This window comes from Aliivibrio friggae, from assembly GCF_057368515.1.
Genome location: NZ_CM170648.1, coordinates 220,149 through 239,835 on the forward strand (window position 1 = coordinate 220,149; position 19,687 = coordinate 239,835).

Consider the following 19,687-nt stretch of genomic DNA (forward strand, 5'->3'; position numbering starts at 1 on the left):
GGATAATAACCGTGAAAAAACGATTTATTGCAGGTGCGGTTTGCCCATCGTGTAGCACTACGGATACGCTACGTTGGTGGGAAGAAAGTAATATTGAACATGTCGAATGTGTGGAGTGTGGTCATACTGACCGCAAAACGCCAAAATCGATAGAAAAAACCAAACATGCGCAAGATGATGTTATTGGCGTTTTTAAGCCTGAATAGTATTATGTCGCAACACTGAATACCATCCACTAATGCCAAGTGCATCCGGAGTTAAAATGAAAATTGAAAAGAATGTTGTTGTAAGTCTTGCTTACCAAGTAAAAACTGAAGAAGGCGTAGTTGTTGATCAATCAACAGTTGAAGCTCCTCTTGATTACCTACATGGTCACAACAACCTAATCGTTGGTCTTGAGAAAGCGCTTGAAGGCAAAGTTGCAGGCGATAAATTCAGCATCACTGTTACTCCTGAAGAAGCATACGGCGAGCACATGGATGAGATGGTTCAACGTGTTCCTGCGAACGTTTTCCAAGGTGTTGAGCAAATCGAAGTTGGCATGCGTTTCCTTGCTGATACAGACCAAGGTCCAATCCCTGTAGAAGTGACTGAAGTTGACGGCGACGAAGTTGTTGTTGATGGTAACCACATGCTTGCTGGCCAAACGCTAGGTTTTGACGTTGAAGTGGTAGCACTACGTGAAGCAACTGAAGAAGAAGCTGCACACGGTCATATCCACCAAGAAGGCGGCTGTGGTCACGATCACGGACACGACCATGATCACGAAGGCGGTTGTTGTGGTGGCGAAGGCCATTCTCACGATCACAAAGAAGATCACGAATGTTGTGGTAGCGGTAACTGTTCTAAGTAATCTTTTAAGAGCAGGGTTCAGATCGCTACGCTTAAAGGGTTCAGGGGTGTATGTGGTGAGGTTTCTATTATTAACTAGAAACTATACGCTGCGCTAACTAGAGTCTATAAGAGCACATGCAGAGTTGAATGTTGTGCTTAGAATTAGAAAGACCACAGGTGTGAGCCTGTGGTCTTTTTTTTTAAGTCGAGTTCAGATCGCTGCGCTGGCAGAATTCAGAGGTGATTGCTGTAATTACAACGATCACCTCTGAACTCTGCAAGGGAGCTTGCGACCGATCTGTATTCTGAAATCTATTTCTAGTAATGCGGTGGTGGTGTCTCTTCTGACGCATCAGCCATGCTCGACGTATCCATAGTCTTCATCTTACCAACCATAAACTTCATCTGAACTTGCATATTCGTGATCAATAATTGTTGCTGAGATAACGCATCATTTAACTCTTCGATCGTTTGCTCTTGAAACGCTATTTTGTACTCTAAATCACTGATTCTATCGTCTAATTTTTTAATATCTGTCGTCATTATTCTATCAACCAAGCTTGAGCTATTCCGGCTGAAGTAGCGGAAATGACTCGTTGTTTTTTATCAATGGCGACATCATACACTACCGCTGTTGGTGGACGTGCATCTTTTAATGGTTCAGCACGCCATTGTTCTTGCTTCTTACCTGACAAAGTATCCCATAGCATGATATTACCGGCAGGTGAGCCTGTCATGAGGTATTTACCATCATCGCTAAAGCGAGCACTTGAGAACACTTGTTGGCGAGCAAAGGTACTTAACTCTGTCATTTTATCGCCAGTTTTTAAATCCCAGATAAAAGCTTCATTACCACCATCGGCTGTTAAAGCGTATTTGCCATCTCGTTGCAGTGCGATGCGACTTACGCGTTTCTCATGCTCAAAGGTGTGCAGTATTTGTCCCGTTTGCGTATTCCAAAAATAGGCAAAGTGATCATTACCACCAGATAAGGCAAATTTACCATTGGCAGATAAGGCGACTGAATTTACTTTTTCACGATGGGCGAGAAATTCAAGTCTACGTCCAGTGGCTAAATCGATATAGATAGCCTTGCCATTAGATAGGCCAAGTAAGACTTGTTGGCCATTACTTGCAATATCAACGTCACGAATAATACCATCAGAGATAGACCATAATCCTTCAGATACGCCCATTCCTAAATCCCAAACGGCAAAATTGGTTTGTGTTGCTGTAATAGCAAAGCGAGAATTATCGGAGATGGTGATATGAGAAACGGTAGAATCGTGCTGATCTTGAGCGCCAAAATAGGTGAGTTCTTTATTATCGACCAGATCCCAGAAGTGTAAGCCACTTTTAGTTTCACTATCAGTATTGGCGGCGTTAGATCCTTTTTTTACGAAGAATAACCCAAAGCGAGCGTCGCGGCTTAACGCGAAACTTGTGGTGCCTTGTGTTGCCACTTCCCAACGCTGAACGTCAGAATTATTAAAGAAACAGCCTGATAATGTCAGCGTAATGACAAAAATTGCTAGGTATTGAGAGATAAGGCGCATCAAATTGAACTACTCGTTTGTAATGTGTCTATAAGTACTAGTATATTGTGATGAACAGTATTTCACATCTTTATCTAAAAAATTGAATAAGAAATTGAGGCAAGACCTCAAATAACCGGAGTTTTGAAATGAAATCTATCTTTAAAGTGTCGTTACTTGCTGCAACTGTTGCATTCGTTGTTGGTTGTCAAAAAGAAGAAGCACCAAAAACAGAAGCAACAACGTTACCTGCAACTATTGAAGCATCAGCAGAAGGCGCAACGGCATCAACGTTCGCATCTGAAGATGAAAAAGCGGGTTATGCAATTGGTGCATCACTGGCTAAATACTTAAACTCTAATTTAGAGAAGCAAACAGAACTTGGTTTAGACCTGAAAAAAGAAGACGTACTTGCGGGTGTTACTGATGTATTCAACGGTAAAGAACGTCTAACAGACGAAGAAATTCAAGGTGCTCTACAAGCGCTAGATCAACGTGTTGCTGAAATCGCACAACAAAAAGCAGCCGCTGAATCTGAAGCAAACATCAAAGCCGGTGCTGATTACCGCGCAGAGTTTGAAAAACAAGACGGTGTAATGAAAACTGAATCAGGTCTTCTATACCAAGTAGAAACACCAGCTGAAGGTCCTAAACCAAAAGCAACGGATACTGTAGTTGTTCATTACTCAGGTACATTAATCGATGGTACTAAGTTTGATAGCTCTTACGATCGTAACCAACCTGCGACATTCCCACTGAATGCAGTAATTCCTGGTTGGACTGAAGGTGTTCAGCTTATGAATGTTGGTTCTAAATATAAGTTCGTTATTCCTGCTGAATTAGGTTACGGCGCTCAAGGTAACCAAGCGATCCCTGCAAACTCAACATTAGTATTTGATGTTGAATTGCTAGAAATTAAAGATGCAGCAAAACCTGCAAAATAATTTTCTTGAAGATTAAATAATCTAAACTTTGTTTTAGATCACTGAATTAGCCCCGGCACTTGCTGGGGTTTTTTATTTTCATGCAAATATTCTGATAAACTTGATGTAATTATTTTAAGCGTAGGTCTTAACGCATGTGTTAAGCAGCAAATATTAAGTTGGTAATTATGAATATAGCAAAGACCACAGAAGAAGGTTTATCTGCGGTAGTGCCATTTACTGAATTTGATCATCATATTCTGCGTTCTTATGAAGCTGTTGTTGATGGTATTGCCAGTTTAATCGGTAGCTATTGTGAGATTGTTCTGCATTCATTAGAAGACATTAATAAGTCGGCTATCCGAATTGCCAATGGTGAGAATACAGGCCGTAAAGTCGGTTCTCCTATTACTGATTTAGCATTACAAATGTTGAAAGATATTCAGCGTTCAAAGCGTAATTTCTCACGCTCATACTTCACTCGCGCAAAAGGTGGGGTGTTGATGAAGTCGATTACGGTGGCGATCCGTAATGGTGACGAACGAATTATTGGTCTACTGTGTATTAACATCAATCTAGATGCGCCTTTCTCTCAAGTTTTGCATTCCTTCATGCCAAGTGAAGAGGCGAATGAAGCGGCCTCAAGTGTCAACTTTGCCAGTGATGTGGATGAGCTTGTTGATCAGACGGTTAAGCGTACTATTGATGAGGTTAATGCTGATAAAGAAGTCGGCAATAACGCTAAGAATAAACAGATCGTCATGGATTTATACGATAAAGGTATTTTTGATATTAAAGATGCCATTAACCGTGTTGCTGATCAGCTCAATATTTCAAAACATACGGTTTATCTCTATATTCGTCAGAGAAAAATAGAGGATGGTGAAAAGTGAGTTTGCGCTACGGATTAGTCGTTAATGGCTCGGCCTATGGCACTCAAGCGTCAAGGCAAGCTTTTCAATTTGCACAAGCGTTGATCGAGCAGGGACACAGATTAGAGAAAGTGTTCTTTTATCAAGATGGGGTGCTGAACGCCTCTTCATTGATCTTACCTGCTAATGATGAATTTGATATTACTAAAGCATGGCAAGCATTGGCACAAGAGCACAATGTAGAATTAGAAACCTGTGTTGCGGCTGCATTGCGCCGTGGTGTTATCGGTCAAGAAGAAGCAGATCAACATAAGATGGAGCAACATAACCTAGCGCAAGGCTTTCAACAGGCTGGTTTAGGTGGGTTAGCAACGGCGTTGTTGAAGTTTGATCGTGTTGTTCAGTTTTAATAGCTTGGATCTGAAAGAAATAGGTAAGTCATGAATCGTATTGGATTTGTATTTCAAAGTTCACCACACTCAACCACTAAGGGTAGGGAGGGGTTAGATGCCATCCTAGCAGCGTCGGCATACAGTGAAGATATTGGTGTTTTCTTTATTGGTGATGGTGTGCAGCAGTTACTTGAAGCACAGCAGCCTGAAAAAATATTATCTCGCGATTATATTGCTGGGTTTAAAATGTTGCCTTTGTACGATCTTGAAGAGATCTTTGTCTGTCAGACGGCGCTATTAAATCGCGGATTAAAATCTCATAACCTGAACATTGATGTTGAAGTCATCTCAAATCAACAAATTAATGAGAAGTTAGCACAATGCGCTCAAGTGATGGTGTTTTAAGTTATGCTGCATATTTTAACCAAAACAGACAATTTACACGCGCTTTATAGGCAAGAGTTACCCGTAAATATAGATGATGATGTGTTTTTATTAACACAAGACTGTGTCTATGCAGGAATATTGGATCATAAAGATCATTTATTGATCCTCTCTCTTAAGCAGTGTTATTTTTTACAAGAAGATGTTGAGGCGAGAGGTGTTAAAGGATTAATTGATAATAAAATTCAATTAGTTACTTATGCATCTTTTGTCTCTTTAACCCAAGAACATTCCCCTGTGGTGACTTGGTAATTGAGTGTTATGGCCAAGAAAGAAAGACTATTTTTAAATTGTTTATTAATAGTGCTGTATATTTCTTGACACATATCACGTTCAGCCTTAGAATTTCGCGTCCCTATTTCCATAGGGATATAGATTTTTCAAAAGTTTTCGAACCTCTAATCAGGAGCTATTTTAATGGCAACTATTAACCAGCTGGTACGCAAGCCACGTGCAAAGCAAGTTGTTAAAAGCAACGTGCCTGCGCTAGAAGCGTGTCCACAAAAACGTGGTGTATGTACTCGCGTATATACTACTACTCCAAAAAAACCGAACTCAGCATTACGTAAAGTATGTCGTGTTCGTCTAACTAACGGCTTTGAAGTTACTTCATACATCGGCGGTGAAGGTCACAACCTTCAGGAGCACTCAGTTGTTCTTATCCGTGGTGGTCGTGTTAAAGATTTACCAGGTGTGCGTTACCACACTGTTCGTGGTGCACTTGACTGTGCAGGCGTAAACGACCGTAAGAAAGGTCGTTCTAAGTACGGTGTGAAACGTCCTAAGTCTTAATGGAATCCGTTAAGTAAGGCCAAACACTAAATATTTGTAATTTGAAGAAACTGAAAAGTTTTGGATAACCTGAAGACAACAACGGAGATATTCCATGCCACGTCGTCGCGTAATAGGCCAACGTAAGATCCTTCCAGATCCTAAGTTCAAATCTGAACTGTTGGCAAAATTTGTAAACATCGTAATGGTTGACGGTAAGAAATCAACTGCTGAAAAAATCGTTTACGGTGCCCTAGAAATCATGGCTGAGAAATCTGGTAAAGATCACTTAGCTGTATTCGAAGAAGCTCTTGAAAATGTTCGTCCATCGGTGGAAGTTAAATCTCGCCGTGTGGGTGGTTCAACTTACCAAGTTCCTGTAGAAGTACGTCCGGTTCGCCGTAACGCACTTGCTATGCGTTGGATGGTTGATGCTGCGCGTAAGCGTGGTGAAAAATCTATGGCTCAACGTCTTGCTAATGAAATGGTAGACGCGTCTGAGAACAAAGGTACTGCGGTTAAGAAACGTGAAGACGTTCACCGTATGGCTGATGCTAACAAAGCATTCGCTCATTACCGCTGGTAATACCGAAGGTGCAGCAGTCCTTGCTGCACCTTATTTCTTTCTTTCCCATTTAGTAAAACACTTAGCCATTATCGCTATTTCAATGCGTGTGCGTTGGGAAATAGCAATAATCCCTAAGATAAGAGGATACAACCGTGGCTCGAAATACACCTATTGAGCGCTACCGTAATATCGGTATCTGTGCTCACGTAGATGCAGGTAAAACTACAACTACTGAGCGTATTCTGTTCTATACAGGCCTTTCTCATAAAATCGGCGAAGTTCATGATGGTGCTGCTACCATGGATTGGATGGAGCAAGAGCAAGAGCGTGGTATCACAATTACCTCTGCGGCTACTACGACTTTCTGGCGTGGTATGGATGCACAATTCGAAGATCACCGTATTAATATCATCGATACTCCTGGACACGTTGACTTCACCATTGAAGTAGAACGTTCTTTGCGTGTACTTGATGGTGCGGTTGTTGTGTTCTGTGGCTCGTCGGGTGTAGAACCTCAATCTGAAACTGTATGGCGTCAAGCGAATAAATACGGAGTTCCTCGTATAGTATTCGTTAACAAAATGGACCGTGCTGGTGCAGATTTCTTACGTGTTGTAGGCCAAATTAAAAACCGTCTTGGTGCGAATCCTGTTCCTATCCAATTAAATATTGGTGCAGAAGATGATTTCAGAGGTGTTGTTGACCTTATCAAGATGAAAACAATCAACTGGAATGAAGCCGATCAAGGGATGACCTTCACTTATGAAGACATTCCTGCTGATATGCAAGAACTTGCAGATGAATGGCGTCAAAACCTAGTTGAAGAAGCCGCTGAAGCCTCTGAAGAGCTGATGGACAAATACCTTGAAGGTGAAGAACTATCAGAAGAAGAGATCAAAGGTGCATTACGTACTCGTACATTAAATAACGAAATCGTATTAGCAACTTGTGGTTCTGCTTTTAAAAATAAAGGCGTTCAAGCGGTACTTGATGCTGTTATTGAATTCTTACCTGCACCTATCGATGTTCCTGCAATTAAAGGCGTTGATGAGAATGATAATGAAGTTGAGCGTCACGCAGACGACAACGAACCATTTGCAGCGTTAGCATTCAAAATTGCAACAGACCCATTCGTAGGTACGTTGACTTTCATGCGTGTTTATTCTGGTGTTGTTAATACTGGCGACGGTGTTTATAACTCAGTTAAGCAAAAGCGTGAACGTTTTGGCCGTATTGTTCAGCTTCATGCCAATAAGCGTGAAGAAGTGAAAGAGATACGCGCTGGTGATATCGCTGCGGCGATTGGCCTTAAAGACGTAACTACAGGTGATACACTGTGTGATCAAAATGCAAAAGTTATTCTTGAGCGTATGGAATTCCCTGAACCGGTTATTCAAATCGCAGTTGAACCAAGAACACTTGCTGACCAAGAAAAAATGGGTATCGCACTAGGTAAACTAGCCGCTGAAGATCCATCTTTTAAAGTTGAAACCGATAAAGAATCAGGTCAAACACTGATTTCTGGTATGGGTGAACTACACTTAGATATTATCGTTGATCGTATGAAGCGTGAATTCAGCGTTGAATGTAATGTTGGTAAGCCTCAAGTAGCATACCGTGAAACTATCCGTGGTAGCGCGGAAGTGGAAGGTAAATTCATACGTCAATCTGGTGGCCGTGGTCAATACGGTCATGTATGGTTAAGAATTGAACCAGCAGAGCATGATGCTGGCTTTGTTTTTGTCGACGAAATTGTTGGTGGTGCTGTTCCTCGTGAATACATCAGCTCAGTAGCAAAAGGTATCGAAGAGCAAATGAATAACGGCGTGTTAGCAGGTTATCCTGTACTCGACGTTAAAGCTACGCTGTTTGATGGCTCATACCACGATGTTGACTCCAATGAAATGGCGTTCAGGATCGCGGGTTCAATGGCATTCAAGAAAGGTGCGCTTGAAGCACAACCTGTTATTCTTGAGCCAATGATGAAAGTTGAAGTAACCACTCCAGAAGACTGGATGGGTGATGTTGTTGGTGACTTAAACCGTCGCCGCGGCATGATTGAAGGTATGGACGATGGCATTGCTGGTTTGAAAATAATCCGCGCGCAAGTTCCTCTTTCTGAAATGTTTGGTTATGCAACATCTCTACGTTCTGCGACTCAAGGTCGAGCGTCTTATTCTATGGAATTCTCCGAATATGGTGAAGTTTCTAAGAATGTTGCCGATAGAATCATCGCTGAACGCGGATAAAACACTCAATACCCTTGCGTCAAGAGCAATTGACGCATAAAATAGCAAATTCTGGCGCGCCTTATCACTGTTCGATAAGGCGAATCATAACTAGGAAGGAACACGATCGTGTCTAAAGAAAAATTTGAACGTACGAAACCGCACGTAAACGTTGGTACTATCGGCCACGTTGACCACGGTAAAACAACTCTAACTGCTGCTATCTGTACTACACTTGCAAAAGTGTACGGTGGTGTTGCTAAAGATTTCGCATCAATCGATAACGCTCCAGAAGAGCGCGAGCGTGGTATCACAATCTCAACTTCTCACGTTGAGTATGATACACCTGAGCGTCACTATGCACACGTTGACTGTCCTGGACACGCCGATTATGTTAAAAACATGATCACTGGTGCTGCTCAAATGGATGGTGGTATCCTAGTTGTTGCTGCAACAGATGGTCCAATGCCACAAACACGTGAGCACATCCTACTTGGTCGTCAAGTTGGTATCCCTTTCATCGTTGTATTCATGAACAAATGTGACATGGTTGACGATGAAGAGCTTCTTGAGCTAGTAGAAATGGAAGTTCGTGAACTTCTTTCTGAATACGAATACCCAGGTGATGATTTACCAGTAATTCAAGGTTCAGCTCTTGGCGCTCTAAACGGCGAAAAAGAGTGGGAAGATAAAATCGTTGAGCTAGCAACAGCTCTAGATACTTACATTCCACTTCCAGAGCGTGCTGTAGACATGCCTTTCCTACTTCCAATTGAAGATGTATTCTCAATTCAAGGTCGTGGTACTGTTGTTACTGGTCGTATCGAACGTGGTATCCTACGTGTAGGTGACGAAGTAGAAATCATTGGTATCAAAGAAACTACAGTTTCTACATGTACTGGTGTTGAAATGTTCCGTAAACTGCTTGACGAAGGTCGTGCTGGTGAGAACGTTGGTGCACTTCTACGTGGTACTAAGCGTGATGACGTTGAACGTGGCCAAGTACTTGCTGCTAAAGGTTCAATCAACCCACACACTAAATTTGAGTCAGAAGTATACGTTCTTTCTAAAGATGAAGGCGGCCGTCATACTCCTTTCTTCAAAGGCTACCGTCCACAGTTCTACTTCCGTACAACGGATGTAACTGGCGATATCACACTTCCTGAAGGTGTTGAAATGGTAATGCCTGGTGACAACGTTCAAATGACGGTTGAGCTAATCGCTCCAATCGCTATGGACGAAGGTCTACGCTTCGCAATCCGTGAAGGTGGCCGTACAGTTGGTGCTGGTGTTGTTGCTAAAATCTTCGCTTAATAGCTAAAGATTTTGCGATAAATCGCATGACTAAAAAAAAGGGAAGCTTAGGCTTCCCTTTTTGTTGCCTGTAAGAAAAGACTATACGCTTTGCTAACTAGAAAACTTTGCGCTAGACACCATAAGAGGAAGTCAGGTCTAGCCCTACCAATAATAAGATTTAATTAACTTATGTTAGTATTCATTTGATGTGTTGAAATGAAAATCTTATTAAGAGAGGGGAGTTATATGTTTGCTTTTTCTCTTATAGTTTCTAGTTAGCAAAGCGTATCGTTTCTAGTCATAATTTTTTTCGTTTGTTTTTCAAACAATGCTTGCAACTGAAAGTGTGATCTGTATAATGCAACGCACTGGCTTAAGTCGGTTGTGAACCAATGAGCAGCGAGGAAAGTGCTGATTCCTACAGAGTAGGGTTAGTACTTAGAATGAATACTCAGCTTATGTTCGCGGTTAACATTATTAGACTTTATCTTTTGATTCGTCATCAGTTAAATTCTAATATAAGTTAACTGACAATGTGTCCTAATTTTGGACCTATGGTTTCACATAAATCAATCGCGTTCTCTCGTCTTATCGAGACTGAATGGCGATATTGTTTGTGTATTTATTATTGGAGCTCTGTCTCATGCAGAACCAACGTATACGTATCCGCCTAAAAGCTTTCGATTACAAACTAATCGATCAGTCTACAGCGGAAATCGTTGAAACAGCTAAGCGCACTGGCGCTCAGGTTCGTGGTCCTATTCCACTACCTACTCGTAAAGAGCGTTTTACTGTTCTTACTTCTCCTCACGTTAACAAAGACGCACGTGACCAGTACGAAATTCGTACTCACAAGCGTTTAATCGACATTGTTGAGCCAACAGATAAAACTGTTGACGCACTAATGCGTTTAGACCTTGCTGCTGGCGTTGATGTTCAAATTAGCCTAGGTTAAGGGGAGATTATTATGATTGGTCTAGTCGGTCGTAAAGTGGGCATGACCCGCATCTTTACCGAAGAAGGCGTTTCTATCCCAGTAACTGTTGTTGAAGTTGAAGTTAACCGTGTTTCACAAGTGAAAACTACTGAAACTGACGGCTACAACGCAATCCAAGTTACTTGTGGTTCTAAGAAAGCTAACCGCGTATCTAAGCCTGAAGCTGGTCACTTTGCGAAAGCAGGTGTTGAAGCAGGTCGCGGTCTTTGGGAATTCCGTTTAGAAAACGGTGAAGAATTCGCAGTTGGCGCTGAGCTAAGTGTTGAAATCTTTAACGAAATCAAAAAAGTAGACGTTACTGGTACATCTAAAGGTAAGGGTTTCCAAGGCGCTGTTAAGCGTTGGAACTTCGCTACTCAAGATATGACTCACGGTAACTCTTTGTCTCACCGTGCTCCGGGTTCAATTGGCCAATGTCAAACTCCAGGTCGCGTATTTAAAGGCAAAAAAATGGCAGGTCACATGGGTGCTGAGCGTTGTACTACTCAAAACCTAGAGATCGTACGTGTTGACGCTGAGCGCAATCTGCTTCTTATTAAAGGTGCAGTACCAGGCTCAACAGGTGGCAACGTGATCGTTAAACCAGCTGTTAAAGCATAACGTCTTAGGAGTATGTAATGGAACTTATGGTTAAAGGTGCTGCGGCACTAACTGTATCCGAAACTACTTTCGGACGTGAGTTTAACGAAGCTCTTGTACACCAAGTAGTTGTTGCTTATGCAGCAGGTGCTCGTCAAGGTACTCGCGCTCAAAAAACACGTTCAGAAGTATCTGGCGGTGGCGCTAAGCCATGGCGTCAAAAAGGTACAGGCCGAGCTCGTGCGGGTACTATTCGTAGCCCAATCTGGCGTTCAGGTGGTGTTACTTTTGCTGCGAAACCACAAGATCACAGCTTAAAAGTAAACAAAAAAATGTACCGCGGTGCTCTAAAGAGCATTCTTTCTGAGTTAGTTCGTCAAGATCGTTTGATCGTTGTTGAAGACTTCTCAATTGAAGCACCAAAGACTAAAGAGCTAGTTGCTAAGCTTAAAGAGCTTGAGCTTAACGATGTTCTTATCGTAACTGGCGAAGTAGACGAGAATCTATTCTTAGCTGCTCGTAACCTATATAAAGTTGACGCTCGTGACGTAGCTGGTATTGATCCAGTAAGTCTTGTTGCATTCAACAAGGTTCTAATGACTGCTGCTGCAGTTAAGCAAGTTGAGGAGATGCTGGCATGATCAGTGAAGAGCGTCTACTAAAAGTCCTACGTGGCCCACATATCTCTGAAAAAGCAACGATGGCTGCTGAAGGCAATAACACTATTGTTTTCAAAGTAGCAATCACTGCAACTAAGAAAGAGATTAAAGCAGCTGTAGAAAAGTTGTTTGAAGTTGAAGTTAAGTCTGTAAATACCCTTATCACTAAGGGCAAGACCAAACGTCAAGGTGCACGCCAAGGCCGTCGTTCAGACGTGAAAAAAGCGTACGTAATCTTGAAAGAAGGTCAAGACCTAGACTTCGTTGGCGGCGCGGAATAACAGGAGTAGTTAAAAATGGCTATTGTTAAATGTAAGCCGACTTCCCCTGGTCGTCGTCACGTTGTAAAAATCGTTAACGCTGACCTACATAAGGGTAAGCCATACGCACCTCTTTTAGAGAAAAACTCTAAATCTGGTGGTCGTAACAATAACGGTCGTATTACAGTACGTCACGTTGGTGGTGGTCATAAGCAACACTACCGTCTAATTGACTTTAAACGTACTAAAGATGGCATTCCAGCTATCGTTGAACGTTTAGAATACGATCCAAACCGTAGTGCAAATATTGCACTAGTTCTGTTCGCAGACGGTGAGCGTCGTTACATTATCGCATCAAAAGGTCTTAAAGCCGGCGATACAGTTCAATCAGGTGTTGATGCGCCAATCAAAGCAGGTAACTGCTTACCATTGCGCAACATCCCAGTAGGTTCTACTGTTCACTGTGTTGAATTAAAACCTGGTAAGGGCGCGCAAGTTGCACGTTCTGCTGGTGCATACGCACAAATCATTGCTCGTGATGGCGCTTACGTGACATTACGTCTACGCTCTGGTGAGATGCGTAAAGTTCTTTCTGAAGGTCGTGCGACTATCGGTGAAGTTGGTAACTCTGAACACATGCTACGTGAGCTAGGCAAAGCCGGTGCTACACGCTGGCGCGGTGTTCGTCCAACTGTACGTGGTGTTGCAATGAACCCAGTTGATCACCCACACGGTGGTGGTGAAGGTCGTACATCAGGCGGTCGTCACCCAGTATCACCTTGGGGTATGCCAACTAAGGGCTTCAAGACTCGTAAGAATAAATCTACTGACAAGTACATTGTACGTCGTCGTAACAAATAATCTATAAAGAGGAATCGCCATGCCACGTTCTCTCAAGAAAGGTCCTTTCATTGACCTGCACTTGCTGAAGAAGGTAGAGAAAGCGGTGGAAAGCGGAGACAAAAAGCCTATTAAGACTTGGTCCCGTCGTTCAATGATCATTCCAACTATGATCAACTTGACCATCGCTGTCCATAATGGTCGCCAGCATGTACCAGTTTTCGTTACAGAAGACATGATTGGTCACAAGCTGGGCGAATTTGCACCTACTCGTACTTATCGCGGCCATGCTGCAGATAAGAAAGCTAAAAAGCGTTAGGAGGTAGAATATGGAAGCTATTGCTAAACATCGTTTTGCCAGCATTTCTCCGCAGAAGGCTCGCTTAGTTGCGGACCAAATTCGTGGGAAATCAGTAGACCAAGCTCTTGAAATTCTTACTTTCAGCAACAAAAAAGCTGCAGTATTAATTAAAAAAGTTGTTGAGTCTGCTATCGCAAACGCTGAACACAACGAAGGTGCAGATATCGACGATCTTAATGTCGCTAAAATCTTCGTAGACGAAGGCCCTATCATGAAGCGTATTATGCCTCGTGCTAAAGGTCGTGCAGATCGCATCTTGAAGCGTTCAAGCCACATCACTATCGTTGTAGCTGATCGTTAAAGACTAGGAGATTAAGCAAATGGGTCAAAAAGTACATCCTAATGGTATTCGTCTTGGCATCGTTAAGCCTTGGAATGCTACGTGGTTTGCTAGTAGCCAAGAGTTCGCTGACAACCTAGACGGCGACTTCAAGGTACGTCAGTATCTTACTAAAGAACTGAAAAAAGCATCTCTATCTCGCATCGTTATCGAGCGTCCTGCTAAGAGCATCCGTGTAACTATTCACACAGCTCGTCCAGGCGTAGTAATCGGTAAGAAAGGTGAAGACGTAGAAAAACTACGCGCAGGCGTAGCTAAAATCGCAGGTGTTCCAGCGCAAATCAACATTGCAGAAGTTCGCAAGCCAGAGCTAGATGCTCAACTTGTAGCTGATAGCATTGCTTCTCAACTAGAACGTCGTGTTATGTTCCGTCGCGCTATGAAGCGTGCGGTACAAAATGCAATGCGTCTAGGCGCTCAAGGCATCAAAGTACAAGTAGGCGGCCGTCTTGGCGGTGCTGAAATCGCACGTTCTGAATGGTATCGTGAAGGTCGTGTACCTCTACATACTTTACGTGCTGACATTGATTACGCAACTTCTTCGGCTCACACTCAATACGGTGTGATCGGCGTTAAAGTTTGGATCTTCAAAGGTGAAGTTCTAGGCGGTATGCCAGCTGCTAACGCAGTAGAGCCTAAGGCTGACAAGCCTAAGAAGCAGCGTAGAAGCCGTAAGTAAGGAGCTGACTGATGCTACAACCAAAACGTACTAAGTTCCGTAAGGTTATGACTGGTCGTAACCGTGGTCTTGCTAAAGGTACTGAAGTGAGCTTCGGCGAATTCGGTCTTAAAGCTGTAGGCCGTGGTCGTCTAACTGCTCGTCAAATTGAAGCGGCACGTCGTGCTATGACGCGTCACATTAAGCGTCAAGGTCAAATCTGGATCCGTGTGTTCCCAGACAAACCTATCACAGAAAAACCGCTTGAAGTTCGTCAAGGTAAGGGTAAAGGTAACGTTGAGTACTGGGTAGCCCAAATCCAACCTGGAAAGGTTATGTACGAAATGAACGGCGTACCTGAAGAGTTGGCACGTGAAGCGTTCCGCCTAGCGGCACGTAAACTGCCTATCAAAACTACTTTTGTAACTAAGCAGGTGATGTGATGAAAGCACAAGATCTACGCGAGAAAAACGTTGAAGAGCTTAATGAAGAGCTTCTGAATTTGCTACGTGAACAGTTTAACTTGCGCATGCAAGCTGCGACTGGCCAACTACAGCAAACTCATACTCTGAAAGCTGTACGTCGTGATATCGCACGTGTTAAAACTTTACTGAATGAGAAGGCTGGCGCATAATGAGCGAGAAAATTCGTACTATGCAAGGTCGTGTAATTAGCGACAAGATGGACAAGTCTATTGTTGTTGCTATTGAACGCATGGTGAAACACCCGATCTACGGTAAATACATCAAGCGCACGACTAAGCTTCACGCACATGATGAAAACAACGAGTGTGGCCAAGGCGACCTAGTTGCGATTCGTGAATGTCGTCCACTGTCTAAGACTAAGTCTTGGACTCTGGTAAACATTATTGAAAAAGCAAAAGCTTAATTTTTGCTGATTCGATAGCGATACATGTAAGCAGCTCCAATAATTTTTTTTGGAGCTGTTTATTTTTTGACTACCTTTATTAAAAGAATGGTGATACACTCCCCATCCTCTTTTGAAGAGGCAGTCCGACCCGTGATGGGTCTATTTAAATATTTAGCGGAGCACTAACAATGATCCAAATGCAAAGTACACTTGACGCTGCAGATAACTCTGGCGCGCGCAAGGTAATGTGTATTAAGGTCCTGGGTGGCTCTCACCGCCGTTATGCACATATCGGAGACGTCATTAAAGTTACTGTTAAGGAAGCAATTCCTCGCGGTAAAGTTAAAAAAGGTGATGTTCTGAAGGCGGTAGTAGTGCGCACCCGTAAAGGCGTTCGTCGCCCAGACGGTTCTATCATTCGCTTTGACCGTAACGCTTGCGTATTGTTGAATGACACTACTGAGCAACCAGTCGGTACACGTATCTTTGGTCCAGTGACTCGTGAACTTCGTAATGCGAAATTCATGAAAATTGTTTCACTAGCACCAGAAGTTCTGTAAGGAGCGGTCAGATGGCAGCTAAAATCCGTCGTAATGACGAAGTAATCGTTCTTGTCGGTAAAGATAAAGGCAAGAAAGGTAAAGTAACTAAGGTTCTTGAAACTGGTAAAGTTATTGTTGAAGGTATCAACCTTGTGAAAAAGCACCAGAAGCCAGTTCCGGCTCTTGGTCAGCAAGGTGGTATTGTTGAGAAAGAAGCAGCAATTGATGCTTCTAACATCGCAATCTTCAACGAAGCAACTGGTAAAGCGGACCGTATCGGTTTCCGTTTTGAAGATGGTAAGAAAGTTCGTTTCTTTAAATCTAACGGCGAAACTGTTTCTAACTAATAGAAGTAATTTGGAGTTCTACTATGGCGAAACTGCATGATTACTACAAGTCGTCTGTAGTCGCTGAGCTTACCAAAGAGTTCAGCTACTCGAGCGTCATGCAAGTCCCTAGGGTTGAAAAAATTACCCTAAACATGGGTGTTGGTGAAGCAATCAACGATAAGAAACTACTAGAAAACGCTGCTGCCGATATGGCAATTATCTCTGGCCAAAAGCCATTGATTACAAAAGCACGTAAATCTGTAGCTGGTTTCAAAATCCGTGAAGGCTACCCAATCGGTTGTAAAGTAACCCTGCGTGGCGAACGTATGTGGGAATTCTTAGAGCGTTTAATCTCTATTGCACTTCCACGAGTACGTGATTTCCGTGGTGTTAGCGCTAAGTCTTTTGACGGACGCGGTAACTACAGCATGGGCGTTCGCGAGCAAATCATCTTCCCTGAGATCGACTATGATAAAGTTGATCGTGTACGCGGTCTTGATATTACTATCACGACGTCAGCGAATACAGATGCGGAAGGCCGAGCTCTGCTGACTGCCTTTAACTTCCCATTCCGTAAGTAAGGTGAAGGGTTACTGTTATGGCTAAAAAATCTATGAAAGCGCGTGAAGCTAAACGTGCAAAACTTGTATCACAGTTCGCTCAAAAGCGTGCTGCGTTAAAAGTTCTAATTAGCGATGTAAATGCTTCTGAAGAAGAGCGTTGGGATGCAGTTCTTAAATTGCAAGCTCTACCTCGTGATTCAAGTGCATCTCGTCAGCGTAATCGTTGCAACCAAACTGGTCGTCCACACGGTTACCTACGTAAATTCGGTTTAAGCCGTATTAAGGTTCGCGAAGCTTGCATGAAAGGCGAGATTCCGGGTCTTCGTAAGGCTAGCTGGTAATTGCCACTTAATCATTTGGAGTAAATCTTATGAGCATGCAAGATCCGATTTCGGATATGCTGACCCGCGTTCGCAACGGTCAATCAGCAAATAAAGTTGCTGTTAAAATGCCTTCTTCAAAGCTTAAAGTTGCAATTGCTGCACTACTTAAAGCTGAAGGCTACATCGCTGAATTCGCTGTTGAAGGCGAAATCAAACCTGAGCTAGAAATCACTCTTAAGTATTTCCAAGCTAAACCAGTTATCGAGCAAATCCAACGAGTTTCTCGTCCAGGTCTTCGTGTATACAAGAAGAACGACGCGTTACCATCTGTTATGGGTGGTCTTGGTATTGCTGTTGTTTCTACATCAAAAGGCCTTATGTCTGACCGCGCTGCGCGTAAAGCTGGTCTTGGTGGCGAAATTATCTGCTACGTAGCTTAATAGGAGTAGGATATGTCTCGTGTTGCTAAAGCACCTGTGGTTCTTCCTGCTGGCGTAGAAGTTAAACTGAACGGCCAGGAAATCACTCTTAAAGGTGGTAAAGGTGAACTAACTCGCGTACTTAACGACGCTGTAGTTGTTTCACAAGAAGATAACTCTATTGTATTTGGTCCACGCGAAGGCGTTGCCAATGCTTGGGCTCAAGCTGGTACAGCTCGTGCACTAGTAAACAATATGGTTATCGGTGTAAATGAAGGCTTTACTAAGAAGCTAATTCTTAAAGGTGTAGGTTACCGTGCTGCTATGAAAGGCAACTCTGTAGGCCTTACTCTTGGCTTCTCACACCCAGTAGAGCACGCTCTACCAGAAGGTATTAAAGCTGAATGTCCAACACAAACTGAGATCATTATTACTGGTTGCGATAAGCAAGTAGTAGGTCAAGTAGCTGCGGATATTCGTTCATACCGTCAACCTGAGCCTTATAAAGGTAAAGGTGTTCGTTACGCCGATGAAATCGTGCGTACTAAAGAAGCTAAGAAGAAGTAGGGTATCACTATGGATAAGAAAGCATCTCGCATCCGTCGTGCTACACGTGCACGTCGTAAGATTGCTGAACTGTGTGCAACTCGCCTTGTAGTACACCGTACTCCGCGTCATACGTACGCTCAGGTAATCGCACCAAACGGCTCAGAGGTTATCGCTGCCGCTTCTACTGTAGAAAAGGCAATCCGTGAGCAAATTGGAAGCACTAGCAACAAAGCTGCTGCTGAAGCAATTGGTAAACTAATTGCAGAGCGCGCTATCGAAAAAGGCATTACTAATGTTGCTTTCGATCGTTCTGGTTTCCAATACCACGGTCGAGTAGCGGCGCTAGCAGATTCTGCTCGCGAAGCTGGTCTGAAATTCTAAGGTAGGGTTGGAAGATGGCTAAAGAACAACAACAAGCTACAGATTTGAACGAAAAGCTAATTGCTGTTAACCGTGTTTCTAAAACGGTTAAAGGTGGTCGAATCTTTAGTTTTACTGCACTAACAGTTGTTGGTGACGGTAATGGTCGCGTAGGTTTCGGTTACGGCAAAGCTCGTGAAGTACCTGCAGCGATTCAAAAATCAATGGAAAAAGCACGTCGTAACATGTTTACGATTGCACTTAACGAAGGTACTCTTCACCACTCTGTTAAAGGTCGCCACACTGGTTCTAAAGTGTACATGCAACCTGCTTCAGAAGGTACAGGTATCATCGCAGGTGGTGCTATGCGTGCAGTGTTAGAAGTTGTGGGTGTCCGCAACGTACTAGCTAAAGCTTATGGCTCTACTAACCCAATCAACGTTGTTCGTGCAACGATTGCGGGTCTAAGTAGCGTTAAGTCACCTGAAATGGTAGCTGCTAAGCGTGGTCTAACTGTTGAATCTATTTCGGAGTAAGTACCATGTCTAAAACTATCAAAGTAACTCAGACTAAAAGCTCTATTGGTCGCCTACCTAAGCACGTATTGTGTCTTAAAGGTCTAGGTCTACGTCGCATCAACCATACAGTAGAAGTTGAAGATACACCGTGTAACCGCGGTATGATCAACAAAGTTCACTATATGGTTAAGATTGAGGAGTAATCAGTAATGCGTTTGAATACTCTATCACCGGCTGCTGGCTCTAACGCTTCTAAGAAGCGCGTAGGTCGCGGTATCGGTTCAGGCCTAGGTAAAACTGGTGGCCGTGGTCACAAAGGCCAAAAATCACGTTCTGGCGGTAAAGTTCGTGTTGGTTTCGAAGGTGGTCAAATGCCTCTGAAACAACGTCTACCTAAATTTGGCTTTACTTCACGTAAGAGCCTAGTAACTGCAGAGGTTCGTTTAAGCGAACTTGCTAAAGTTGAAGGTAACGTTATCGATCTAAACAGCCTTAAAGCTGCTAACGTAATCACTAAGAACATTGTGTTCGCGAAAGTTGTACTTTCTGGTGAAATCGCTACTGCTGTAACTGTTAAAGGTCTACGCGTAACGAAAGGCGCTAAAGCTGCGATTGAAGCTGCAGGCGGTAAGATCGAGGAATAATCCTCGAAGGATG

General features: G+C 43.1%; 34 protein-coding genes. 32 read left to right on the top strand and 2 right to left on the bottom strand.

What is annotated here, in order from left to right:
- Positions 1 to 5 precede the first annotated feature (5 nt).
- Both AC2INI_RS00940 and slyD read left to right on the top strand, forming a co-directional pair.
- Positions 6 to 206: a YheV family putative zinc ribbon protein gene (locus tag AC2INI_RS00940; RefSeq protein WP_174213438.1), complete on the top strand. Its 201-nt coding sequence runs from the start codon at positions 6 to 8 to the stop codon at positions 204 to 206.
- A gap of 56 nt (positions 207 to 262) precedes the next feature.
- Positions 263 to 853, top strand: coding sequence for a peptidylprolyl isomerase (gene slyD, locus AC2INI_RS00945; RefSeq protein WP_045103063.1), 591 nt, complete (start codon positions 263 to 265; stop codon positions 851 to 853).
- Between the two features lie 299 nt (positions 854 to 1,152).
- Here slyD and AC2INI_RS00950 read toward each other — a convergent pair whose 3' ends face one another.
- Positions 1,153 to 1,377, bottom strand: a complete 225-nt coding sequence (locus AC2INI_RS00950) for a SlyX family protein (protein WP_045103062.1) — start codon at positions 1,375 to 1,377, stop codon at positions 1,153 to 1,155.
- Positions 1,377 to 2,390 carry a WD40 repeat domain-containing protein gene (locus AC2INI_RS00955; RefSeq protein ID WP_122033270.1) on the bottom strand — a complete coding sequence of 338 codons (1,014 nt, stop codon included), beginning with the start codon at positions 2,388 to 2,390 and terminating at the stop codon, positions 1,377 to 1,379. Before AC2INI_RS00955 ends, AC2INI_RS00950 begins: the two co-directional genes overlap by 1 nt.
- Before the next feature lie 128 nt (positions 2,391 to 2,518).
- On the opposite strand from AC2INI_RS00955, the gene fkpA reads away from it, so the two are divergent.
- From fkpA to rplO, 30 genes are all read left to right on the top strand, one after another.
- Positions 2,519 to 3,313, top strand: coding sequence for an FKBP-type peptidyl-prolyl cis-trans isomerase (fkpA, locus tag AC2INI_RS00960; protein WP_122033269.1), 795 nt, complete (start codon positions 2,519 to 2,521; stop codon positions 3,311 to 3,313).
- A 167-nt stretch (positions 3,314 to 3,480) separates the two neighbouring features.
- A complete protein-coding gene (locus AC2INI_RS00965; protein WP_045103059.1) occupies positions 3,481 to 4,185 on the top strand; it encodes a helix-turn-helix transcriptional regulator in 705 nt (234 codons plus the stop codon).
- Positions 4,182 to 4,574 carry a sulfurtransferase complex subunit TusD gene (gene tusD / locus AC2INI_RS00970; RefSeq protein ID WP_486305159.1) on the top strand — a complete coding sequence of 131 codons (393 nt, stop codon included), beginning with the start codon at positions 4,182 to 4,184 and terminating at the stop codon, positions 4,572 to 4,574. Before AC2INI_RS00965 ends, tusD begins: the two co-directional genes overlap by 4 nt.
- A gap of 30 nt (positions 4,575 to 4,604) precedes the next feature.
- Positions 4,605 to 4,961, top strand: coding sequence for a sulfurtransferase complex subunit TusC (gene tusC, locus AC2INI_RS00975; RefSeq protein ID WP_486305160.1), 357 nt, complete (start codon positions 4,605 to 4,607; stop codon positions 4,959 to 4,961).
- Between the two features lie 3 nt (positions 4,962 to 4,964).
- Positions 4,965 to 5,252, top strand: a complete 288-nt coding sequence (gene tusB, locus AC2INI_RS00980) for a sulfurtransferase complex subunit TusB (protein ID WP_486305161.1) — start codon at positions 4,965 to 4,967, stop codon at positions 5,250 to 5,252.
- 165 nt (positions 5,253 to 5,417) lie between these two features.
- Positions 5,418 to 5,792 carry a 30S ribosomal protein S12 gene (gene rpsL, locus AC2INI_RS00985; protein WP_005417208.1) on the top strand — a complete coding sequence of 125 codons (375 nt, stop codon included), beginning with the start codon at positions 5,418 to 5,420 and terminating at the stop codon, positions 5,790 to 5,792.
- 94 nt (positions 5,793 to 5,886) lie between these two features.
- The gene (gene rpsG / locus AC2INI_RS00990; RefSeq protein ID WP_122033265.1) at positions 5,887 to 6,357 is read left to right on the top strand and encodes a 30S ribosomal protein S7; all 471 of its coding nucleotides are present in this window, start codon (positions 5,887 to 5,889) and stop codon (positions 6,355 to 6,357) included.
- Positions 6,358 to 6,491: 134 nt separating this feature from the next.
- Positions 6,492 to 8,588 carry an elongation factor G gene (gene fusA, locus AC2INI_RS00995; protein WP_122033263.1) on the top strand — a complete coding sequence of 699 codons (2,097 nt, stop codon included), beginning with the start codon at positions 6,492 to 6,494 and terminating at the stop codon, positions 8,586 to 8,588.
- A 108-nt stretch (positions 8,589 to 8,696) separates the two neighbouring features.
- Positions 8,697 to 9,881, top strand: a complete 1,185-nt coding sequence (tuf, locus tag AC2INI_RS01000; protein ID WP_122033842.1) for an elongation factor Tu — start codon at positions 8,697 to 8,699, stop codon at positions 9,879 to 9,881.
- A gap of 625 nt (positions 9,882 to 10,506) precedes the next feature.
- Entirely contained in the window at positions 10,507 to 10,818 is a 312-nt protein-coding gene (gene rpsJ, locus AC2INI_RS01005) for a 30S ribosomal protein S10 (RefSeq protein WP_005417222.1), read from the top strand.
- A 12-nt stretch (positions 10,819 to 10,830) separates the two neighbouring features.
- Positions 10,831 to 11,460, top strand: a complete 630-nt coding sequence (gene rplC / locus AC2INI_RS01010; RefSeq protein WP_122032862.1) for a 50S ribosomal protein L3 — start codon at positions 10,831 to 10,833, stop codon at positions 11,458 to 11,460.
- Between the two features lie 17 nt (positions 11,461 to 11,477).
- Positions 11,478 to 12,080, top strand: a complete 603-nt coding sequence (gene rplD, locus AC2INI_RS01015) for a 50S ribosomal protein L4 (RefSeq protein ID WP_012549151.1) — start codon at positions 11,478 to 11,480, stop codon at positions 12,078 to 12,080.
- Positions 12,077 to 12,379 (top strand): 50S ribosomal protein L23, encoded by a 303-nt coding sequence (gene rplW / locus AC2INI_RS01020; RefSeq protein WP_045103052.1) that lies wholly within the window; start codon positions 12,077 to 12,079, stop codon positions 12,377 to 12,379. Before rplD ends, rplW begins: the two co-directional genes overlap by 4 nt.
- 15 nt (positions 12,380 to 12,394) lie before the next feature.
- Positions 12,395 to 13,219, top strand: a complete 825-nt coding sequence (gene rplB / locus AC2INI_RS01025) for a 50S ribosomal protein L2 (protein WP_122032863.1) — start codon at positions 12,395 to 12,397, stop codon at positions 13,217 to 13,219.
- Between the two features lie 19 nt (positions 13,220 to 13,238).
- Entirely contained in the window at positions 13,239 to 13,517 is a 279-nt protein-coding gene (rpsS, locus tag AC2INI_RS01030) for a 30S ribosomal protein S19 (protein ID WP_012549154.1), read from the top strand.
- A gap of 10 nt (positions 13,518 to 13,527) precedes the next feature.
- Positions 13,528 to 13,860, top strand: a complete 333-nt coding sequence (gene rplV, locus AC2INI_RS01035; RefSeq protein ID WP_045103050.1) for a 50S ribosomal protein L22 — start codon at positions 13,528 to 13,530, stop codon at positions 13,858 to 13,860.
- A gap of 19 nt (positions 13,861 to 13,879) precedes the next feature.
- Complete coding sequence (gene rpsC, locus AC2INI_RS01040; RefSeq protein ID WP_065592270.1) at positions 13,880 to 14,578, top strand: 30S ribosomal protein S3; 699 nt, start codon at positions 13,880 to 13,882, stop codon at positions 14,576 to 14,578.
- An 11-nt stretch (positions 14,579 to 14,589) separates the two neighbouring features.
- Positions 14,590 to 15,000, top strand: coding sequence for a 50S ribosomal protein L16 (gene rplP / locus AC2INI_RS01045; RefSeq protein ID WP_045103048.1), 411 nt, complete (start codon positions 14,590 to 14,592; stop codon positions 14,998 to 15,000).
- Positions 15,000 to 15,191 (top strand): 50S ribosomal protein L29, encoded by a 192-nt coding sequence (rpmC, locus tag AC2INI_RS01050; RefSeq protein ID WP_005417238.1) that lies wholly within the window; start codon positions 15,000 to 15,002, stop codon positions 15,189 to 15,191. The genes rplP and rpmC overlap by 1 nt, the downstream gene beginning before the upstream one ends.
- The gene (rpsQ, locus tag AC2INI_RS01055) at positions 15,191 to 15,445 is read left to right on the top strand and encodes a 30S ribosomal protein S17 (RefSeq protein ID WP_105056813.1); all 255 of its coding nucleotides are present in this window, start codon (positions 15,191 to 15,193) and stop codon (positions 15,443 to 15,445) included. Before rpmC ends, rpsQ begins: the two co-directional genes overlap by 1 nt.
- 170 nt (positions 15,446 to 15,615) lie before the next feature.
- Positions 15,616 to 15,987: a 50S ribosomal protein L14 gene (gene rplN, locus AC2INI_RS01060; protein WP_012549159.1), complete on the top strand. Its 372-nt coding sequence runs from the start codon at positions 15,616 to 15,618 to the stop codon at positions 15,985 to 15,987.
- Positions 15,988 to 15,998: 11 nt separating this feature from the next.
- Positions 15,999 to 16,316 (top strand): 50S ribosomal protein L24, encoded by a 318-nt coding sequence (gene rplX, locus AC2INI_RS01065; protein WP_122032864.1) that lies wholly within the window; start codon positions 15,999 to 16,001, stop codon positions 16,314 to 16,316.
- 23 nt (positions 16,317 to 16,339) lie between these two features.
- The gene (gene rplE / locus AC2INI_RS01070) at positions 16,340 to 16,879 is read left to right on the top strand and encodes a 50S ribosomal protein L5 (protein ID WP_045103044.1); all 540 of its coding nucleotides are present in this window, start codon (positions 16,340 to 16,342) and stop codon (positions 16,877 to 16,879) included.
- A 17-nt stretch (positions 16,880 to 16,896) separates the two neighbouring features.
- On the top strand, positions 16,897 to 17,202 hold the full coding sequence (gene rpsN, locus AC2INI_RS01075) for a 30S ribosomal protein S14 (protein WP_045103043.1): 306 nt from the start codon (positions 16,897 to 16,899) through the stop codon (positions 17,200 to 17,202).
- 29 nt (positions 17,203 to 17,231) lie between these two features.
- Positions 17,232 to 17,624, top strand: coding sequence for a 30S ribosomal protein S8 (gene rpsH, locus AC2INI_RS01080; RefSeq protein WP_045103042.1), 393 nt, complete (start codon positions 17,232 to 17,234; stop codon positions 17,622 to 17,624).
- 12 nt (positions 17,625 to 17,636) lie between these two features.
- Positions 17,637 to 18,170, top strand: a complete 534-nt coding sequence (gene rplF / locus AC2INI_RS01085) for a 50S ribosomal protein L6 (protein WP_122032865.1) — start codon at positions 17,637 to 17,639, stop codon at positions 18,168 to 18,170.
- Between the two features lie 9 nt (positions 18,171 to 18,179).
- Entirely contained in the window at positions 18,180 to 18,533 is a 354-nt protein-coding gene (rplR, locus tag AC2INI_RS01090; protein ID WP_122032866.1) for a 50S ribosomal protein L18, read from the top strand.
- Positions 18,534 to 18,547: 14 nt separating this feature from the next.
- Positions 18,548 to 19,048 carry a 30S ribosomal protein S5 gene (rpsE, locus tag AC2INI_RS01095; RefSeq protein ID WP_045103039.1) on the top strand — a complete coding sequence of 167 codons (501 nt, stop codon included), beginning with the start codon at positions 18,548 to 18,550 and terminating at the stop codon, positions 19,046 to 19,048.
- A 5-nt stretch (positions 19,049 to 19,053) separates the two neighbouring features.
- On the top strand, positions 19,054 to 19,233 hold the full coding sequence (rpmD, locus tag AC2INI_RS01100) for a 50S ribosomal protein L30 (RefSeq protein WP_122032867.1): 180 nt from the start codon (positions 19,054 to 19,056) through the stop codon (positions 19,231 to 19,233).
- Between the two features lie 6 nt (positions 19,234 to 19,239).
- A complete protein-coding gene (gene rplO, locus AC2INI_RS01105) occupies positions 19,240 to 19,674 on the top strand; it encodes a 50S ribosomal protein L15 (RefSeq protein WP_122032868.1) in 435 nt (144 codons plus the stop codon).
- Positions 19,675 to 19,687: the final 13 nt, after the last annotated feature.

Excerpts from the sequence above, each read along its gene's own strand:
- slyD (WP_045103063.1), top strand. The coding sequence starts at position 263 with ATGAAAATTGAAAAGAATGTTGTTGTAAGTCTTGCTTACCAAGTAAAA.
- AC2INI_RS00950 (WP_045103062.1), bottom strand. The coding sequence starts at position 1,377 with ATGACGACAGATATTAAAAAATTAGACGATAGAATCAGTGATTTAGAG.
- AC2INI_RS00955 (WP_122033270.1), bottom strand. The coding sequence starts at position 2,390 with ATGCGCCTTATCTCTCAATACCTAGCAATTTTTGTCATTACGCTGACA.
- fkpA (WP_122033269.1), top strand. The coding sequence starts at position 2,519 with ATGAAATCTATCTTTAAAGTGTCGTTACTTGCTGCAACTGTTGCATTC.
- AC2INI_RS00965 (WP_045103059.1), top strand. The coding sequence starts at position 3,481 with ATGAATATAGCAAAGACCACAGAAGAAGGTTTATCTGCGGTAGTGCCA.
- tusC (WP_486305160.1), top strand. The coding sequence starts at position 4,605 with ATGAATCGTATTGGATTTGTATTTCAAAGTTCACCACACTCAACCACT.
- tusB (WP_486305161.1), top strand. The coding sequence starts at position 4,965 with ATGCTGCATATTTTAACCAAAACAGACAATTTACACGCGCTTTATAGG.
- rpsL (WP_005417208.1), top strand. The coding sequence starts at position 5,418 with ATGGCAACTATTAACCAGCTGGTACGCAAGCCACGTGCAAAGCAAGTT.
- rpsG (WP_122033265.1), top strand. The coding sequence starts at position 5,887 with ATGCCACGTCGTCGCGTAATAGGCCAACGTAAGATCCTTCCAGATCCT.
- rpsJ (WP_005417222.1), top strand. The coding sequence starts at position 10,507 with ATGCAGAACCAACGTATACGTATCCGCCTAAAAGCTTTCGATTACAAA.
- rplC (WP_122032862.1), top strand. The coding sequence starts at position 10,831 with ATGATTGGTCTAGTCGGTCGTAAAGTGGGCATGACCCGCATCTTTACC.
- rplD (WP_012549151.1), top strand. The coding sequence starts at position 11,478 with ATGGAACTTATGGTTAAAGGTGCTGCGGCACTAACTGTATCCGAAACT.
- rplW (WP_045103052.1), top strand. The coding sequence starts at position 12,077 with ATGATCAGTGAAGAGCGTCTACTAAAAGTCCTACGTGGCCCACATATC.
- rplB (WP_122032863.1), top strand. The coding sequence starts at position 12,395 with ATGGCTATTGTTAAATGTAAGCCGACTTCCCCTGGTCGTCGTCACGTT.
- rpsS (WP_012549154.1), top strand. The coding sequence starts at position 13,239 with ATGCCACGTTCTCTCAAGAAAGGTCCTTTCATTGACCTGCACTTGCTG.
- rplV (WP_045103050.1), top strand. The coding sequence starts at position 13,528 with ATGGAAGCTATTGCTAAACATCGTTTTGCCAGCATTTCTCCGCAGAAG.
- rpsC (WP_065592270.1), top strand. The coding sequence starts at position 13,880 with ATGGGTCAAAAAGTACATCCTAATGGTATTCGTCTTGGCATCGTTAAG.
- rplP (WP_045103048.1), top strand. The coding sequence starts at position 14,590 with ATGCTACAACCAAAACGTACTAAGTTCCGTAAGGTTATGACTGGTCGT.
- rpmC (WP_005417238.1), top strand. The coding sequence starts at position 15,000 with ATGAAAGCACAAGATCTACGCGAGAAAAACGTTGAAGAGCTTAATGAA.
- rpsQ (WP_105056813.1), top strand. The coding sequence starts at position 15,191 with ATGAGCGAGAAAATTCGTACTATGCAAGGTCGTGTAATTAGCGACAAG.
- rplN (WP_012549159.1), top strand. The coding sequence starts at position 15,616 with ATGATCCAAATGCAAAGTACACTTGACGCTGCAGATAACTCTGGCGCG.
- rplX (WP_122032864.1), top strand. The coding sequence starts at position 15,999 with ATGGCAGCTAAAATCCGTCGTAATGACGAAGTAATCGTTCTTGTCGGT.
- rplE (WP_045103044.1), top strand. The coding sequence starts at position 16,340 with ATGGCGAAACTGCATGATTACTACAAGTCGTCTGTAGTCGCTGAGCTT.
- rpsN (WP_045103043.1), top strand. The coding sequence starts at position 16,897 with ATGGCTAAAAAATCTATGAAAGCGCGTGAAGCTAAACGTGCAAAACTT.
- rpsH (WP_045103042.1), top strand. The coding sequence starts at position 17,232 with ATGAGCATGCAAGATCCGATTTCGGATATGCTGACCCGCGTTCGCAAC.
- rplF (WP_122032865.1), top strand. The coding sequence starts at position 17,637 with ATGTCTCGTGTTGCTAAAGCACCTGTGGTTCTTCCTGCTGGCGTAGAA.
- rplR (WP_122032866.1), top strand. The coding sequence starts at position 18,180 with ATGGATAAGAAAGCATCTCGCATCCGTCGTGCTACACGTGCACGTCGT.
- rpsE (WP_045103039.1), top strand. The coding sequence starts at position 18,548 with ATGGCTAAAGAACAACAACAAGCTACAGATTTGAACGAAAAGCTAATT.
- rpmD (WP_122032867.1), top strand. The coding sequence starts at position 19,054 with ATGTCTAAAACTATCAAAGTAACTCAGACTAAAAGCTCTATTGGTCGC.
- rplO (WP_122032868.1), top strand. The coding sequence starts at position 19,240 with ATGCGTTTGAATACTCTATCACCGGCTGCTGGCTCTAACGCTTCTAAG.